Source organism: Guyparkeria halophila (assembly GCF_034479635.1).
Taxonomy (GTDB): Bacteria; Pseudomonadota; Gammaproteobacteria; order Halothiobacillales; family Halothiobacillaceae; genus Guyparkeria; species Guyparkeria halophila.
On sequence record NZ_CP140153.1, the window covers coordinates 1,627,353 to 1,644,512 of the forward strand.

At 65.8% G+C, this 17,160-nt stretch carries 13 protein-coding genes; 2 read left to right on the forward strand and 11 right to left on the reverse strand.

Translation table 11 applies throughout. From position 1 onward, the window contains the following. Positions 1–66: 66 nt before the first annotated feature. The gene (gcvH, locus tag SR882_RS07405) at positions 67–447 is read right to left on the reverse strand and encodes a glycine cleavage system protein GcvH (RefSeq protein WP_322520615.1); all 381 of its coding nucleotides are present in this window, start codon (positions 445–447) and stop codon (positions 67–69) included. A gap of 241 nt (positions 448–688) precedes the next feature. Between gcvH and SR882_RS07410 the strand changes: the two genes are divergently transcribed. Next, the gene (locus SR882_RS07410) at positions 689–2,740 is read left to right on the forward strand and encodes a TonB-dependent receptor domain-containing protein (RefSeq protein WP_322520616.1); all 2,052 of its coding nucleotides are present in this window, start codon (positions 689–691) and stop codon (positions 2,738–2,740) included. A 192-nt stretch (positions 2,741–2,932) separates the two neighbouring features. On the opposite strand, the gene SR882_RS07415 is transcribed toward SR882_RS07410, so the two are convergent. Continuing rightward, positions 2,933–3,913 carry a sigma-54 interaction domain-containing protein gene (locus SR882_RS07415; protein ID WP_407653306.1) on the reverse strand — a complete coding sequence of 327 codons (981 nt, stop codon included), beginning with the start codon at positions 3,911–3,913 and terminating at the stop codon, positions 2,933–2,935. Positions 3,914–4,011: 98 nt separating this feature from the next. On the opposite strand from SR882_RS07415, the gene SR882_RS07420 reads away from it, so the two are divergent. Then, positions 4,012–5,259 (forward strand): multifunctional CCA addition/repair protein, encoded by a 1,248-nt coding sequence (locus SR882_RS07420; RefSeq protein ID WP_322520618.1) that lies wholly within the window; start codon positions 4,012–4,014, stop codon positions 5,257–5,259. 21 nt (positions 5,260–5,280) lie between these two features. Here the strand turns inward: SR882_RS07420 and SR882_RS07425 are convergent, their stop codons facing one another. The 9 genes from SR882_RS07425 to ppsA all read right to left on the reverse strand — a co-directional run bounded on the left by SR882_RS07425 (position 5,281) and on the right by ppsA (position 17,149). After that, positions 5,281–6,165: an alpha/beta hydrolase gene (locus SR882_RS07425; RefSeq protein WP_322520619.1), complete on the reverse strand. Its 885-nt coding sequence runs from the start codon at positions 6,163–6,165 to the stop codon at positions 5,281–5,283. 92 nt (positions 6,166–6,257) lie between these two features. Then, positions 6,258–8,552 (reverse strand): 5-methyltetrahydropteroyltriglutamate--homocysteine S-methyltransferase, encoded by a 2,295-nt coding sequence (gene metE, locus SR882_RS07430; protein ID WP_322520620.1) that lies wholly within the window; start codon positions 8,550–8,552, stop codon positions 6,258–6,260. A gap of 89 nt (positions 8,553–8,641) precedes the next feature. Continuing rightward, complete coding sequence (locus SR882_RS07435) at positions 8,642–10,756, reverse strand: diguanylate cyclase domain-containing protein (protein WP_322520621.1); 2,115 nt, start codon at positions 10,754–10,756, stop codon at positions 8,642–8,644. A 390-nt stretch (positions 10,757–11,146) separates the two neighbouring features. Next, a complete protein-coding gene (locus SR882_RS07440) occupies positions 11,147–11,299 on the reverse strand; it encodes a hypothetical protein (protein WP_322520622.1) in 153 nt (50 codons plus the stop codon). A gap of 132 nt (positions 11,300–11,431) precedes the next feature. Further along, entirely contained in the window at positions 11,432–12,355 is a 924-nt protein-coding gene (locus SR882_RS07445; protein WP_322520623.1) for an ROK family protein, read from the reverse strand. A gap of 113 nt (positions 12,356–12,468) precedes the next feature. After that, positions 12,469–12,966 carry a thiol peroxidase gene (gene tpx / locus SR882_RS07450; protein ID WP_322520624.1) on the reverse strand — a complete coding sequence of 166 codons (498 nt, stop codon included), beginning with the start codon at positions 12,964–12,966 and terminating at the stop codon, positions 12,469–12,471. A gap of 97 nt (positions 12,967–13,063) precedes the next feature. Continuing rightward, positions 13,064–13,534, reverse strand: coding sequence for an HAD family hydrolase (locus SR882_RS07455; protein WP_322520625.1), 471 nt, complete (start codon positions 13,532–13,534; stop codon positions 13,064–13,066). A gap of 3 nt (positions 13,535–13,537) precedes the next feature. Continuing rightward, entirely contained in the window at positions 13,538–14,650 is a 1,113-nt protein-coding gene (gene apbC, locus SR882_RS07460; RefSeq protein WP_407653367.1) for an iron-sulfur cluster carrier protein ApbC, read from the reverse strand. A 105-nt stretch (positions 14,651–14,755) separates the two neighbouring features. Next, complete coding sequence (gene ppsA / locus SR882_RS07465) at positions 14,756–17,149, reverse strand: phosphoenolpyruvate synthase (RefSeq protein ID WP_322520627.1); 2,394 nt, start codon at positions 17,147–17,149, stop codon at positions 14,756–14,758. Positions 17,150–17,160 lie beyond the last annotated feature (11 nt).

Sequence of the window (17,160 nt, forward strand, 5' to 3'; positions counted from 1 at the left end):
TTGGTCTCCCGGCTCAGGGGCGAGCGAACCACCGAGGGCGGCCCGCCGGTTCAGTGGCCATGGTGATCAGTCGGTCGCCTCGAGCATCCGGCCGTACTCGTCCGGGTCCATCCACTCGGCCGGCTCGCCCTCCATGCGGATCTTGAGGATCCAGCCCTCGTCGAGCGGATCGTCGTTGATCAGCTCCGGGCTGTCCTCGAGCGCCTCGTTGATCTCGAGCACCTCGCCATCGACCGGGCAGAGTACGTCGGACGCCGCCTTGACCGACTCGAGCGTGGCACAGGGCGCGCCCTCCGAGACCGCCTGACCCACGTCCGGCAGGTCTGCGAACACCACGTCGCCCAGCATTTCCTGGCCCTGCTCGGTGACCCCCACCGTGATCACGTCGTCTTCCACCGTGTACCACTCGTGGGTTTCGCCGTAGCGCCGATCCTGCAGAATTTCCATGGGCGACTCCTTCGTCAGGTAAAGCGGGTAAACAGGCCCGCGATTCTGGCACAAACCGCCAACCTTCTCGATTGCCCGTTGCTGCCCGGCTGAGGCAAATGCCCCACTGGCTGCGGCATCTGCCTCATTCCCCGGCGCCTCGGCGTCGTTGAATCAACGACTTGCGGATGGCCCGTTTCCTGCTGTGCAGGGTGTCAACACGCCACACCCTACCGACCACACAGTGAGGAACGATTCCCGCATGACTGCCGCTCGCCCGCATCGCCGCCCCACCCGTCTCCATACCGCCATTCTCGCCAGCTTGGCCACGATGGCAGCCGGTGCCCAACCCGTCGCCGCTCAGGGCCTGGATACCATCCTGATTACCGCCCCGGAGCCGATGGCCATCGATCAACCCGTCACGCTGACGGCCGACGACGCCGCGCCCCGCGCGGATCTGGCCGAGGTGCTGCGCGAGATCAGCGGCGTGGAGGCAGGACGCATGTCGGGACACGGCCTGGACCCGGTCATCCGTGGCCAACGGGAACACCAGCTCAACGTACTGCTCGACGGGGCGGCCATCGCCAACGCCTGCCCGAATCGCATGGACCCGCCGACCAGCTTCGGCAACCTGGCCGGCTACGACGCGGTCGAGGTGCGCAAGGGCGTCACCACCCTGACCCGTGGCCCGGGCGGCAGCGGCGGCAGCATCGAGCTCACCCGCAATACCTTCGAGCGCGCCGCCGAGCCTGGTGTCCAGTCGCGCTTCGGTTTTGCCACCAGCAGCAACGGCCTGACCGATCAGAGCAGTGCCGACGTGCTGATGAGCAACGGCCATGCCTACGGGCGCGTCATCGGCCAGATCGCCAACGGCGAGAACTACGAGGACGGTGATGGCAACGAGGTGCCCTCGTCGTTCAAGCAGCGCAGCGGCACCATCATCGGCGGCTACCGCGTCTCTGATGCGACCGGGATCGAGGTCTCCATCGACCGCAACCGCATGCTCGACACCCGTTACGCCGGCACCGGCATGGATTCAATCTTCGACAACGCCACCATCTACCGCCTCGACGGCCGATTGGGTGATCTCGAAGGACCGGTCGATGGCGTGCGGCTGGAGGTCTCGCGGGCCAATGTCGACCACCTGATGGACAACTACAGCCTGCGCGAGCTGACCGCCCCCATGCCGATGGAGGCACCGGCGGAGTCGCACACCACCACGGCCCGACTGACCGCGTCATCACATATCAACCAAATCGAGATCGACTACGGCCTCGACTTCCAGCGCGTGGAGCAAAATGCCCAGGCGATCAACGCGATGACCGACATGCTTGCATTCCGCCAGTGGCCGGATGGGCAGACCGACCAGTTCGGCGCGTTCGTCGAGAGTGACTGGGACCTGGGGGACAGCAACTCGCTGCGTGCCGGTCTGCGCCTTGATCGCTTCGAAAGCGAGATCGACACCGCTCTCGACAAGAGCATCGCCACGCACATGATGGTACCGGCCGACATCCGCGCCGCGGCGGCCGAGGCCAAGAGCGACACCGAGATTAGCGGCCTGCTTCGCTACAACCATGCCTTCAACGCCAACCTCTCGGGTCACGTTGGGCTCAGCCGGACGGCGGTCGCGCCCAACCTGACCCAGAAGTACATCACCTTGTTGATGAACGGCATGCTGGCGAAGGTGGGCAACCCGGACCTAGAGCCGGAGATCCACCACCAGATCGAGGCCGGGCTGGCGTGGCAGAACGAGCGGCTCGCGACGAGCGCCAACGTGTATATCGACCAGGTCGATGGCTACATCCTGCAGGACCGCCAAATCGCGGGCCTGATGCCGATGACCACGAGTTACCGCAATGTCGATGCCCGCCTTTATGGCGGCGAACTCGATCTGCGTTATGCCCTGACCGACTGGCTGGCGACCGAGGCCCAGTTCAGTTACGTCCGCGGGCGCAACACCAGCGACTCGCGCGACCTGCCGCAGATCCCGCCGCTGTCCGGCAATCTCGGCGTGCGCGCCGAGCGAGGGGCGATCGATGGGGCCGTGGTGCTGCGCTGGGCCGCCCATGCCGAGGCCATCGACGAACAGAGCGGGCTCGACACCCGCGAGACCGCCGGCTACGCGGTGCTCGACCTCAACGCCGGCTACGACATCACTCGTAACTGGCGGCTGGAAGCCGGTGTCGACAATGTCTTCGACCGGACTTATGCGCAGCACGTCAATCGCGCCTACAGCGGCGCGTTCGGTGACCCGACCAGCCGCATCAACGAGCCGGGACGCACCGTCTGGGCACGCCTCACCGCCAGGTTCTGACCTTTTCTTCTCTCCAGACTGCCACGCCTCGGCGTGGCCTTGCGGCAGCTTCAGGCTGCCGTTTTTTTTGCGCGACCGGATAGGCACTAGCCCCACCCACTGGGCTCCTCGGGTACATGACCAACGCAAAGGCCCCGTATCGAGACATGCCGATACGGGGCCTGACCATTCGGGACAAGGGGGCGTCAGTCGCTATTCGATGGCGAACTTTTTCAGACGATAGAGAAACGTGTCACGCGACAGATGAAGCAGGCGAGCGGCATGCGACTTGTTACCGCCGGTATGGGCCAGGGCCTGGCGCAGGAGATCGCTCTCGACGGCCTCGAGATCGACGCCCCCTTCCGGCAACACGAAACCCGGCGCGAGCGGACCGCCTCGTTCGCTCTGCGCCGCGGATCGCATCGCCGGCGGCAAGGCCTCCACGTCGACCACGCCGCCCGCGTGAAAGATCACCAGCCGCTCGGCCAACTGCTTGAGCTCGCGGACATTGCCCGGCCAGCGGTAACGGCGCAGCACACCGGTCGCACGCGCGGTCAGACGCGGCTGTGCCACGCCATTGCGGGCGGCGTTCTCGGCCAGGAAACGGGCGAACAACCAGTCGACGTCACCCTGACGATCGCGCAACGGCAACAGCTCGACCGGCACCCCGGCCAGTCGGAAGTAGAGATCGGCGCGGAATTCGCCTGCCTCGACCATCGCGGAGAGGTCGCGATGGGTCGCGGCCACCACACGCAGGTCGACGCGCCGGGTCCCTGTCTCCCCCACGGCCCGGGTCTCGCCATTCTCCAGCAAGCGCAGCAGTTTCGCCTGCAGGGCCAGCGGCAGCTCGCCCAGCTCGTCGAGAAACAGCGTGCCGCCATCGGCCTGGTCGACCAGCCCCGGCTGGTCGGCGAGCGCGCCGGTGAACGCGCCACGCCGATGGCCGAACAACGTCGATTCGGCCAGCTCGTCCGGGATGGTCGCGCAATTGACGGTCACCAGTGGGCGGCTGGCACGTGGCGAGCCGGCATGGATCGCTCGTGCGGCCAGCTCCTTGCCCGTGCCGGTCTCGCCCATGATCAACACCGTCGCTTCGGTGGCCGCCACCAGCCCGATGCTGCGCAGCGTGGACTCGAAACGTGGCGACTGGCTCTGCAATGCCTCAAGATAGGGGTTTGCGTTCATGGCGAGCATTCCAAAACGTGAAAGACTGGCCGGCAGTCTACCCCTGCCCGCCCTATCGATAAAGCAGGCTTTGCCGCCAAAACCCGACTCAATCACCCGGAGATACGATGCCCGACACGGTCACCGACAACCTCGAGTGCTACATCGTCGGCGGCGCCGTGCGCGACCGATTGCTGGGCCGCGAGGTGGTCGACCACGACTGGGTGGTCGTCGGCGCCACGCCCGAGGTCATGCTTGCACGCGGCTTCAAGCAGGTCGGTGCGGACTTCCCCGTGTTTCTTCACCCGGACACCGGCGAGGAGTACGCACTGGCCCGCACCGAGCGCAAGCAGGGACGCGGCTACCACGGTTTTGCGGTGCACGCGGCCCCGGAGGTCACCCTCGAGGACGATCTGGCCCGGCGGGACCTGACCATCAACGCCATGGCCATGCGGGAAAACGGCGAGCTGGTCGATCCATTCGGCGGTCGCGACGACCTCGAGGCCCGCCGACTGCGCCATGTCGGCCCCGCCTTCGTCGAGGACCCCCTACGGGTGTTGCGCGTGGCGCGTTTCGCCGCGCAGCTGGGCGCCCATGGATTCGAGGTCGCCGACTCCACTGCCTCGCTGATGCGTCAGATGAGTGCCAGCGGGGAGCTTGCCGATCTTGTCCCCGAACGCGTCTGGGCGGAGACGGTCAAGGCACTGGGCACCGAACGCCCCTCGCGCTACTTCGCGGTACTCCACGACGTCGATGCCCTGGCCGAGACCTTCCCCGAGGTCGAGGCGCTGTTCGGCGTGCCGCAACCGAAGGAATACCACCCCGAGGTGGACACGGGCATCCATACCCTGCTGGTGCTGGATGCCGCCGCCGGTCTGAGCGATTCGGTTGGCGTACGCTTTGCCGCGGTCTGCCACGACCTGGGCAAGGCTCTGACCCCGCCGGAGGAATGGCCCCGTCATATCGGTCACGAACGGCGTGGCGTGGAGCCGACACGGGTACTGTGCGAGCGCCTGCGCACCCCCAAGGCCATTCGCGAACTGGCCCTGACCGTCACCGCCCAGCACGGCCGGATTCACCGTGCCCTGGAAATGCGCGACACCACCCTGGTCGACCTGATCGACGAGCTTGATGCCCTGCGACGCCCGGAGCGATTCGAACAGATCCTGACCGTCTGTCACGCCGACTCGCGCGGCAAGCCCGGCAAGGAGTCGGTCGACTACCCGGAGGGGGATTGGCTACGCCGTGTCCGCGAAACGGTGGCCGCCATCTCGCCCCAGCCGCTGCTGGAACAGGGAATCAAGGGCAAGGCGCTGGGCGAGGCGCTCAGGCGCGAACGCATCCGCGCCGTCGCCGACCTGCCACGTCCTGATTGACCGCAGCGCGGCAGCGGGCCCTTAGTCGGTCATTGCCTGCGCGGGCCCGGTCGGCGACACCCGATCGAGAAACCGCGATACCGTCGTCAGGATCTGGTCGTCGAAGGGGAAGACGTTCGACAGGCTGACCACGACCCCGGCATGACGCAGATTGTCGACCCGCAACAGCTCGACCGGCACCCCGGCCCGTTCCAGGCGCTCGGCCATCCGCTCGGTATTGCGTGGATCGACCACCGGGTCATCGGCACTGACGACCAGCAACGTCGGTGGTACCTCGCCGTCAACCCAGTTGACAGGCTGGCTCGACTCGAGCGGATCGGCGGGTTCGAAGATGCGCTCGAGCGTGGGGTCGTTCAGCGGCAGGAAGTCATAGGGTCCGGCGAGACCCGCCCAGGCCGTCACCCAGCCGCGTTCGCCGCCGACCGCCTCGAGGTAGCGATCGTCGCTCACCAGCATGGCCACGTTGTAGGCCCCCGCCGAATGCCCCATCAGTGACAGGCGCGCCGGATCGGCGCCGTAATCGCGGGCGTGCGACCGTGCCCAGACCACCGCACGGGCCGAGTCATACAGAAATTCGGGGTAGCGCACCTCGGGATAGACGCGATAGTCGGGAATCATCACCACGAACCCCCGGCTGGCCAGCGTCCGGCCGAGGAAGGCATACGTGGAGCGATCCCCCGTCTGCCAGCTGCCGCCCCAGAAGAACACCACCAACGGTGCCCCTTCAACGCCGTTGGGGCGGTAGACATCCAGCGCCAGGTCACGCCCGACATCGAACACCACATCCCGGGTCACCGTGACCGAATCACTGGGCGCAAGCGATTCGAGCACCTTCGCCCCGGAACAGGCCGTCAGGTTCAGCAGGGTGACCGTCGCGGCGGTGAGTAGCGTCAGCAATCGTTTCACGATGGGCTCCGGGGGCGAGGCGCCCCCTTTTTCAATTGGGGCCGAGTCAGGGTGGGCCGAGTGTAGACCCCGCCTCGCCCCGATGGATCGTTTTATTCGCGACGATGCTCGTGGCGCAGATCGCGCGCCGCCGCGACCAGGTTTCGCAGCCCGGCCCTCACCTCCTCCCAGCCGCGCGTCTTGAGACCGCAGTCGGGATTCACCCACAGGCGATCCACCGGCACCTTGTCCAGTGCCAGCCGCAGCCGGTCGCCAATCTCCGCCACGCTCGGCACCAACGGCGAGTGGATGTCCCAGACACCCGGGCCGATCTCGTTGGGGTATTCGAACTCGGCGAAGGCATCCAGCAGCTTCATGTTCGAGCGGGTCGTCTCGATGGTGATCACGTCGGCATCCAGTGCGGCAATCGCGTCGATGATGTCGTTGAACTCGCTGTAGCACATGTGGGTGTGGATCTGGACGTCGTCCGGCGCCACCGCGGTCGCAAACCGAAAGGCACGCACCGCCCAGTCGAGATAGCCATCCCAGCCGACGCGACGCAGCGGCAGCCCCTCGCGAAACGCCGGCTCGTCGACCTGGATTGCGGCGATGCCCGCGGCGCACAGGTCGGCAACCTCTTCTCGCAATACGGCGGCGAGCTGATACGCAACCGCTTCACGGGACAGATCATCGCGAACGAACGACCAGGAGAGCATCGTGACCGGGCCGGTGAGCATCCCCTTGACCGGCCGATCGGTGAGCGACTGCGCATACCGGCTCCAGTCCACGGTCAGGGAGCGCGGGCGGGCCACATCACCCCAGATGATCGGCGGCTTGACGCAGCGCGAGCCGTACGACTGCACCCAGCCGGCACGGGTGAAGGCAAAGCCATCGAGTTGCTGGCCGAAGTACTCGACCATGTCGTTGCGCTCGGGCTCGCCGTGCACCAGCAGATCCAGATCCAGCCTTTCCTGCTCACGGATGGTCTCGGCGATCGCCGCGCGCATTGCCTGCTCGTAGGCAGCGGTATCGATTTCCCCGCGGCGATGCGCTCGGCGTGTCGCCCGGATCTCGTCGGTCTGCGGAAACGAGCCGATGGTCGTGGTGGGCAGGATTGGCAGGTTCAGGCGGGCCTGCTGTGCCGTCGCCCGCTCGACATACGGACAAGCCCGTGTCGGCTCGTCGGCGAGCGACCGGGCCAACTGCTCGCGGCGCCCGGCATCGTGGCGACCATCCAGTGCCTCCAGCCGCCGACGCGCCGTGATGGTCGCCTCAAGTGCCTCGGCGATCGCCCCGCGCCCCTCGGCCAAGCCACGCGCCAGCGAGGTCAGCTCGTCGAGCTTTTGCCGGGCGAAGCTCAGGTTGGCGGCCAACGCGGGCGGCAAATCGGTTTCCTCGCCGGCATCCAGCGGCAGGTGCAGCAGCGAACAGCTGGGGGCCAGCCAGAGACGCTCGCCCAGCCGCTCGTAGAGCGGCTCGAGTCGATCGAGCAGCGCCGACAGATCCGCCCGCCAGACCGACCGGCCGTCCAACACGCCCGCGGAGAGCACCTTGAACGCCGGCAGTCGATCCCCCAGGGCCTCGAGATCATCCCCGGCGGCTACGTCCACGTGCACACCATCGACCGGCAGGTTGGCCAGCAGGGACAAGCGCCCGTCCACCGGCGAGAAATAACTGGCCAGCAGCAGGCGCAGTCCCGGCGTTTTCAGGCGGTGATAGATCGGCTCGAAGGCCGCCAGCCAGACCGCGGGAAGATCCAGACCCAGGATCGGCTCGTCGAGCTGGACCCACTCGGCACCGAGGGCGGCAATCTCGCTCAACAGCGAGGCGTAAGCGGCGGCCAGCTCGGGGGCACGCTGCAGGCGTGCCTCGCGACTGACACCCCCACTCAGCCACAGGAAGGTCAGTGGGCCGATCAGCACCGGCTTGCTGGCCGGATCACCGGCCAGCGACTCGCGAATCTCCATCAACAGCCGCTCGGCATCGAGTCGAAACGGGCGATCCGCGTCCAGCTCGGGCACCAGGTAGTGGTAGTTGGTATCAAACCACTTGGTCATCGCCAACGGGGCGAGACTGCCCTGCGCCGACGATCTCCCGCGAGCCAGGGCAAACAGCGAATCGAGATCGTTGGGTAGATTGCCGAAACGGCCGGGCGCCTGCCCGAACAACAGGCACAGATCGGCCATGCCATCGTAAAAGCTGAAGTCGCCGCAGGCTGGCCGTGCGACACCCGCCTCGCGATGCCACTGGCGTGATTCGGCTCGCACGTCACACGCGGTTTTATGCAGGGCAGTGGTGTCGGCCTCGCCGCGCCAGTGGCTTTCCAGCGCCCATTTGACTGCGCGCTCGCGTCCGATACGGGGAAAACCCAGGGTGTGGGTAACGGGATGGTGAGTCGCTTGCGGCATGTCGATTCCTCTCTGATTCGGGTGATGGATTCACCCTATCGGAATGCAACATGCATTTCGTCGAACCTTATTCCTTACTTACATTATTTTCATTCATCATCGGGCGATTCGGTGGCGTCGACCAGGTCCCGATGGAAAACGACGGTGTCATCCTTGGTTTCCTTCGCACGGTACATCGCCGCATCCGCCCGCCTCATCAGGCCATCCAGGGTGTCGGCATCATCCGGAAAGCGGGCGAAACCGATCGAAGCCTGGACGTGAACCAGTTGGGCCGTGCCACTGAGCACCATGGGTTCGCGTAGCCGCTCAAGGAGCGAGGCGCCCAAGCGGACCATGTCCTCGTTGCTGCGCACACCGTAGAAGGCCACCACGAACTCGTCGCCCCCCAGGCGGGCGACAATGTCCTCTCGCCGCCCCACACGGGACAGCCGCCGGGCGACCTCGCGCAATACCTCGTCACCGACGTGGTGGCCGAGGGTGTCGTTGATGGGCTTGAAACCGTTCAGATCGACAAAGGCCAACGCGATACCCGTTCCCTCACGCAGCGCGTGCAGGCGGGCCTGCTCGAACCGCTCGTCGAGCCCCGAGCGGTTGAGCGTATCGGTCAACGGGTCATGGAGTGCGCGGTGGTGCATGGCCTGCATGCGGCGGTGCCGGGTGGTGACATCACTGATGACGGCGACGTAACGACTCACACGGCGGCGGTCGTCACGTATCAGGTCCACCGACCAACCGAGAACGCGCTCGCGGCCATCCGGCAACCGGCAGGCCAGTTCTTCGGTCCAGCGGCCACGCTGCCGCAGCCCACGCGCGCAGGCCTCCAGCCGCCGATGGCTGCGGTCGAGCGGCTCGGGGGTGGTCAACCGTCCACCCACCAGCTCCTTGGATGATTGCCCCACCAGCCGCTCGAAAGCCGGATTGACGGCCAACACGCGGCGATAGCGATCAAGAATGACGATGGCATCCCCGGCGCCCTCGAACACCGCCGTGGCCAGTCCCTCGAGTTGTTCGAACGCCTGGCGATCCGAAAGATCGGTCATCGTGCCGACCAGCCCCGCCCCCCCCTGACCGGCCAGGATCACCGGTTCGACCCGCACCTCGGCCGGGATTTCCGTCCCGTCGCTGCGCGTGAGACGAACGGCCAGGACCACCCGAGCACCGTGCGAGGCACCGGACGGGGCCCGATTGGGTTGCTGCATCCTTTCAGCGGCCTCGCGAATTCGGCGACGCTCGTCTTCGGGGAACAGATTCAGCCATGAGGCGCCGATTACGCCTCGAGCCGCGGGGCCGACCATGCGCTCGTAGGCCGGGCTGACGTAGACAAGTTGGCCGACATTGTTTGTGCGAAAGACCACGTCACTCACGTTGGACGTGACGTCGCGCAGGAGACGTTCTGAGTCGATCATCAGGTGCTGCTGGGCCTGCCAGCGCACGGCAAGCCACATCACCAGCAGCCCCGCGAGCAGTGCCATTACCTCCGCGAATCGGATCAGCCCCGTGACCATCGCGCTTGGTTCACTGGGCTGCATGGCAAGCTGCCAGCGTCCGTCCAGCGCAATCACCGGCGACTTGAGGGTATCGCCTTGCTGGAACAAGCCGGGGTGGCCGAGAAAGACCGCCCCCTCCGCTCCCAGGCCGTCCATTCCACGAACGGCCAGCGTCCCCTCGCTGAGCTTCTTGCCCACCCCGGCCGCCTCGAAGAGGCGCATGATGTCGATCGGCGTGGAGACCACCCCCCAATACTCGTCCGCCCCGTCACCGTCGCGGTCGAAGCGTACCGGCACCCGGTGGATGACCGCGTAGCCACCCTGCACCAGTTCGTAAGGCCCGCCCAGGACCGGCTCACCCGTCTGCATCGCGCGGCGCAACGAGCCGCCCTGCTCCGGGTGGGCGGCGAGATCCACGCCAATGGCCGCCTCGTTCCCTTCCAGCGGAATGCTGACCCGGATGACGTTGTCCGGTGCGATGGCGATCGAGCGGATCACCGGCGTGCGTTCGAGCATCCGCTCGGCTACGGGACGCAAGCTAAGCTCATCCAACCCTTGGTTGACCTCGATCATGGCCCCGACCCCGTCAGACACGTTGGAGGCCTGATTGAGCTGGGACTCGATGCGGGTGCGGATCTGGGCCAGGTTATCGAGATCGGCCTGCAGGACGGCCGTGGTCAATTGTCGCTCGACCACCCAAGTGGTCGTAAGCAACACGCCACTGACCACGAGGCCCGCCGCCAATGGCGGGAGAACCCGTTTCAGGCGGGCAAAGAAGGACCAGCTCCCGGGAGGGAACGGCTCCGACTTATGCTGGTTCTCGGCCGACCGGCCGGCATGCAGACCACCCACAACCGATCTCCCTGTTGATACGAATTACCCTATAAAAACAGTCTAGCTTAGAGTGCCGGTCGCGCTGATAGGCAACCTAATAAAGTTGAGGTGGGCTGCCCCGCCAGCAATAACAAAGCCGACGCCTGAGGCGTCGGCTTTGTCGACTCGTGACCTGAACAATGGCCCAGCAGAGTGGCCTAGCAATGAGGGTCTGGCAGAGCTGACGCGCTCAGGCCATTCAGGCCATTCAGGCCAATTTTTGTTTTGCTGGCGTCAGCCGTGCTGGTGTCGGTGTTGTTTCTCTTCCTGGGCATGCTTGGCATCGCCAGACTTCTTCCAGAGCATCCAGAATGCGTATAGCGGCATGCCAACGATGCCGATCATGGCGACGATGCTGATAAGCACGATTTGCAGCTCAATGTCCATGACAATCAACCTCCGGTTGTTTGATCGCATGACCGCGACAGTCGGTACGGGTCACCAAGCCGACTTTAGACCTTACTTATATCCCCATCAACCCAGAAGATTGCTTTAGTATTTGCTTTTTTACTTAAACACTTAGCCCATGTGCCGACCGAGCGAATCATTGAGGAATGCCGCCCCGCGCACCCCGCTGGAATCCCCGAAGCGCGGCGCCACCAATCGGGTGGTGATCGGGTCGGAAAAGACGAACTCGTCCCACTGTCGGGGCACGCTCTCGTAAAGCCGTTCGACGTTCGACATCCCGCCGCCGAGCACGATCACGTCCGGGTCGAACAGGTTGATCACGTGCGCGAGTGCGCGGGCCAGCCGCCGCTCGTAGCGAGCGAGGCTCGCATGGGCCGCCTCGTCGCCGGCCTGCGCACGGGACACGATGATCTCTCCGGAAAGAGACTCGCCGGTACGCTCGGCATGATCGCGCTCGAATGCTGGGCCGGAGAGCCACTGCTCGATGCAGCCGCTCAGACCGCACCAGCAGGCAGGCCCGGGGGACTCGTCGGTCGCCGCCCAGGGCAACGGATTGTGCCCCCACTCGCCGGCAATCGCGTTGCGGCCCACCAGTACGCGACCATCGACCACCAGCCCGCCACCCACACCGGTACCCAGGATCACGCCGAACACCGAATCGGCGCCCGAGGCGGCCCCGTCGACGGCCGATTCGGACAGCGCGAGACAGTTGGCGTCGTTGGCCATCAGCACCTCGCGCCCGAGGCGGGCCTCGAGATCCGCCTTGAGCGGCCGGTCGTTGAGCACCACCGAGTTGGCGTTCTTGACCAGGCCGGTGCGCGGCGAAATCGTGCCGGGCGTGCCCACCCCGATGCCGCCGGCTCGTCCGCACTCGCGCTCGGCGCGCTCGATCAACGCGGCCATGGTCTCGACCGTGCCGGCGTAGTCGCCCTTCGGCGTGGGTTCACGCTCCCGCCAGCGAATGTGATTGTCGGGGGCAAGCACCGCGACCTCGATCTTGGTCCCGCCCAGGTCGACGCCCAGTCGATTGCTCATCGGCTCGTTCCTTAAAAAGTCGGCCCGGGCGCGACGCGAATTGTCATCCGCTCACGCACCGGGCCGAGGATCAATCAACCGCCCGGTGGCAACCGGGCGCCTTGCCGTTCAAATCAGAGCGCGCCAAGGGCGGCCTCGTAATCCGGCTGGTCGGCAATCTCATCGACCAGCTCGACATGGCGCACCGTGTTGTCGGCATCCAGCACCACGACGGTACGGGCCGCCAGGCCCGCCAGCGGGCCATCGGCGATGCGCAGGCCGTAATCGTCCAGGAATTCCGGGTGACGGAAGGCCGACAACATGGCGATGTTGTCGATCCCCTCCGCCTCGGCGAACCGGGCCTGGGCAAACGGCAGGTCCATGGAGATGCCAAGCACCACCGCATCACCATGCTCGCCGGCACGACGGTTGAACTCGCGCACCGATTTGGCACAGGTGCCGGTATCCAGGCTCGGGAAGATGTTCAGCACCTTCTTCTTGCCCGCAAAGGCGTCCAGCCCCTTGTCGGAGAGATCGCTCGCGGTCAGCGAGAAAGCGGGGGCCTTCTCACCCACGGACGGCAGCGTGCCGGCGACGTTGACGGGCGTGCCCTTGAATGTGACCTGGGACATGGATTGCCTCCTTTGTCTTGACCAGTTGAACTGGCTGAAATGACTGTCGAAATCGTTCGAATGGGCGGCGGCCGGGGTGTCGGGCCGCCGACGGGTGTCAGTTGCGTAGCGTCGCGATCAATCGCTTGGGTTTCAAGAGTAGATCAAGGGCGCTGTTGATGTCCGGGCAGACCACGTCGCAGGCATCCAGCGCGTGCCGCGAGAGCCCCTCGGGCTGCATCACACCGAGCCCCAGCACCGCTTCGGCCAGCATCAGGGCATCGTTGCGACCATTGCCGATGGTGACGCATTCGCGCGCCGAGAGCGTACGCACGTAACGCTGCTTCGCCTCGTCCTGCAGGTGGTCGGACAAGGTCGAGAGCGTCACCGGCAGATCAACCAGTCGCCCCTCGACGTCACCGTAGGTATCGGCGGTGATCACGTGCACGTCGACGTGCTTGGCCAGTTCACGCAGGCGTTCGCCCACACCTTCGACCAGGGCACCGTCGAGCGCCAGCGTGCCGTTGTAGTCGAGTACCAGGTGCGACAAATGCAAGACGCCCCGACTGGGGATAGTGATTTCCAGCATGGTTTACTCCTCGATGACGATTTCGGGGCCGGCCTGTTCCTCGGCGCGCACGGCACGCCCGAGGCCCGCCGCCAGTCGCCGCGCGGCCTGGCGGTAGGTGCCGGCCAGCGCGCCGGTGGGGTCCTTGGCAACCGTCGGGGTACCGGCATCCAGATCCTCGCGGATCCGCAGGTCCAGCGGCAGACGACCCAGCAACTCGGTGTCGTACCGGCGGGCGATCGATTCACCGCCACCCTCACCGAAGATCGCCTCGACGTGTCCGCAGTTCGAACAGACGTGGGTCGCCATGTTCTCGATCACGCCGAGGATCGGCACGTTCACCTTGTTGAACATGTTGATCGCCTTGCGCGCATCCAGCGTGGCGATCTCCTGGGGCGTGGTCACGATCACGCTGCCCGCCACCGGCACCTTCTGCGCCAGTGTCAGCTGCACGTCACCGGTGCCCGGCGGCATGTCGACGACCAGGTAATCCAGGCCGTCCCAGCGGGTGTCGTTGAGCAGTTGCATCAGGGCCGAGGTGACCATCGGGCCGCGCCAGACCATGGCCGATTCCTCGTCCACCAGATAGCCGATCGACATGGTCTGCAGGCCGTGGGCCTCGACCGGCGCCATCGACTTGTCGTCGACCTGGCGCGGCTTTTCATGGCTACCGAGCATGCTCGGCTGGCTGGGGCCATAGATGTCGGCATCCAGCAGCCCCACCTTCGCCCCATCCGCCGCCAGGGCCAGCGCGAGGTTGATGCTGGTACTGGACTTGCCCACGCCGCCCTTGCCCGAGGCCACCGCGATGATGTTCTTCACGCCGGGCAACGGCTTGCCATGCATCGCCGACCCCTCCGGGGCGACAAACGCCACCGTGACGTCAGGATCCAGCGAGGCATCGACGGTCGTCACTGCCTCACGCACCCGACTGGTCAGCTCGGCCTCCCAGTCGCCCGGCGGGTAATCGAGGACGATATCGATCTGACACGAAGAATTGCGGCACTCGACACGCTCGATCGCCCCCGATTCGGCCAGCGTCTGCCCGTTATTGGGGTCGCAAATCGCCTCCACCGCACGCTGGATATCGGCGTTTCGTTCATCGTTCGCGTTGCGCTTCTTGCCGAACAGGCCCATCAAGCTCGTCTCTCCCCTTGGTTTATTTGGCCACAGAGCCGGCTCTCGACCGACTTAGCCCACTAGGGTAGCAAAATCGGACCATTCTGGTCTGGTTAGGGAGCATCAGGCCAGTCGTCTCTCGGCCTCGATCACCGTCTGCTGCATGGGCAGAAGGCTGTCGGGATTCAGGGACAGGCTCGAGATGCCCTGCTCGACCAGCCACTCGCTGATCTCGGGGAAATCCGAGGGGGCCTGACCGCAGATCCCGATGTACTTGCCCTGCTCGCGGCAGGCGGCAATCGCCATCGCCATCAGCTTCTTGACCGCCGGGTTGCGCTCGTCCAGCCCCTCGATCAGCGAGGAGTCGCGATCCACCCCCAGGGTCAGCTGGGTGAGATCGTTCGAGCCGATGGAAAAACCGTCGACATGTTCGAGAAATTCCTCGGCCAACAGCGCATTGGCCGGGATTTCGCACATGAGATACACCTTGAGGTCATGCCGTCCCCGCTCCAGTCCCGCCTGGGTCATCAGGGCGAGCACCCGGTCGACCTCCTCGACGCTGCGCACGAACGGCAGCATCACCTGGGCATTGGTCAGGCCCATCCCCTCGCGCACCCGTCGCAGGGCCTCGCACTCGAGCGCGAAGGCCTCGGCGAACGACTCGGCGTAGTACCGCGAGGCGCCGCGAAACCCGAGCATGGGGTTTTCCTCGTGGGGCTCGAAACCCGCCCCACCGACCATCGCGGCGTACTCGTTGGACTTGAAGTCAGACAGGCGCACGATCACCGGGCGCGGGTGGAAGGCCGCCGCGATCGTGCCCACGCCCTCGGCGAGCTTGCGGATATAGAACTCGCGGCGATCATCGAACCCCGCGGTATGCCGATCGATCTCGGCCTGCGTCTGGGCGTCGAGCTGGTCGTATTCCAGCAACGCCCGGGGATGAATCCCGATGCGGTTGTTGATGATGAATTCCAGGCGCGCCAGCCCCACGCCCGCCGCCGGCAAGGAGGACAGGCGAAACGCCTGCTCGGGATCGCCGAGATTGATCATCAGATCGGTGCGCGTGGTTTCCGTCACCGAGTGGTCGATCCGCTCGACCGTGAACGGCAACACGCCACGATAGACGTGTCCGGTGCTGCCCTCGGCGCAGGAGACGGTCACCTCTTCGCCGTCGGCAACCCGCTCGGTGGCATCACCGCAGCCGACGATTGCCGGGATGCCCAGCTCACGGGCGATGATCGCGGCGTGGCAGGTCCGTCCGCCCCGGTTGGTGACGATGGCACCGGCGCGTTTCATGATCGGCTCCCAATCGGGATCGGTCATGTCGGTAATCAGGATCTCACCGTCGTCGAGCTTCGCCATTTCGGCCGAGGATTCGATCGTGCGGGCGCGGCCGGCGGCAATACGCTCGCCGACGCTCTTGCCCTCCACCAGCACCTCGCCCCGTTCCTCGAGCCGGTAGGTGGCATGGGTGGCCGCCTCGCGTTGCGAGTGAACCGTCTCGGGGCGCGCCTGCAGGATGAACAACTCCCCGCTGTCGCCGTCCTTGGCCCACTCGATGTCCATCGGGCGGAATTCGCCGGCCTGCTCGCTGTAGTGGCGCTCGATCTCCACGGCGAACCGTGCCAGCGTCAGCACCTCCTCGTCGCTGATCGCGAAACGTTGGCGCTGCTCGAGCGGCACGTCGACATTGCGGGTCGAGGCACCATGGCGGGCATCCTCGGTGTAGATCATGCGGATCGCCTTTTCGCCCAGCTGGCGCGAGACGATCGGGCACAGCCCTTCCTTGAGCATCGGCTTGAAGACGTAGAACTCGTCGGGATTGACGGCCCCCTGCACCACGTTCTCGCCCAGCCCGTAGGCGGCGGTAATGAATACTGCTTCCCGGAACCCGGATTCGGTATCGATGCTGAACATCACCCCCGAGGCGGCCTTGTCGGAACGCACCATCTTCTGCACCCCGGCGGACAGGGCCACGGCCATGTGATCGAAGCCCTGGTGCACGCGGTAGGAGATCGCCCGATCGGTGAACAGGGAAGCGAACACGTGCCGGATGCTGTCGATCAGGGCCTCTTCGCCGGCGATGTTGAGGTAGCTTTCCTGCTGGCCGGCGAACGATGCGGTGGGCAGATCCTCGGCGGTGGCCGAGCTGCGCACGGCGACGTCGGTGTTCCCGCCGTATTCCCGGCCCAGTTCCCGGTAGGCGGCAACGATCTCCTCGGCAAGATCCGCCGGCATCTCACCCTCGGCAATCCAGCTGCGGATCTGCCGACCCGCCTTCTCCAGTGCGGTGACGTCGTTGGTGTCGAGCGGGCCGAGCACGCCGCTGATCCGGTCAACCAGGTGGTTGTGCCGCAGGTAATGGCGATAGGCCTCGGCGGTGGTGGCAAAACCGTCGGGCACCCGCACACCCCGCTCGCCCAGCTGGGCCACCATCTCGCCCAGCGAGGCGTTCTTGCCACCCACCGTGGCCACATCGTTCATACCCAGTTCGGAAAATCGACGCACAAAGCGCATCACTGCCTCTC

Coding starts and splice junctions, on each gene's coding strand:
- gcvH (WP_322520615.1), bottom strand. CDS start 447: ATGGAAATTCTGCAGGATCGGCGCTACGGCGAAACCCACGAGTGGTAC.
- SR882_RS07410 (WP_322520616.1), top strand. CDS start 689: ATGACTGCCGCTCGCCCGCATCGCCGCCCCACCCGTCTCCATACCGCC.
- SR882_RS07415 (WP_407653306.1), bottom strand. CDS start 3,913: ATGCTCGCCATGAACGCAAACCCCTATCTTGAGGCATTGCAGAGCCAG.
- SR882_RS07420 (WP_322520618.1), top strand. CDS start 4,012: ATGCCCGACACGGTCACCGACAACCTCGAGTGCTACATCGTCGGCGGC.
- metE (WP_322520620.1), bottom strand. CDS start 8,552: ATGCCGCAAGCGACTCACCATCCCGTTACCCACACCCTGGGTTTTCCC.
- SR882_RS07440 (WP_322520622.1), bottom strand. CDS start 11,299: ATGGACATTGAGCTGCAAATCGTGCTTATCAGCATCGTCGCCATGATC.
- SR882_RS07445 (WP_322520623.1), bottom strand. CDS start 12,355: ATGAGCAATCGACTGGGCGTCGACCTGGGCGGGACCAAGATCGAGGTC.
- tpx (WP_322520624.1), bottom strand. CDS start 12,966: ATGTCCCAGGTCACATTCAAGGGCACGCCCGTCAACGTCGCCGGCACG.
- SR882_RS07455 (WP_322520625.1), bottom strand. CDS start 13,534: ATGCTGGAAATCACTATCCCCAGTCGGGGCGTCTTGCATTTGTCGCAC.
- apbC (WP_407653367.1), bottom strand. CDS start 14,650: ATGGGCCTGTTCGGCAAGAAGCGCAACGCGAACGATGAACGAAACGCC.
- ppsA (WP_322520627.1), bottom strand. CDS start 17,149: ATGCGCTTTGTGCGTCGATTTTCCGAACTGGGTATGAACGATGTGGCC.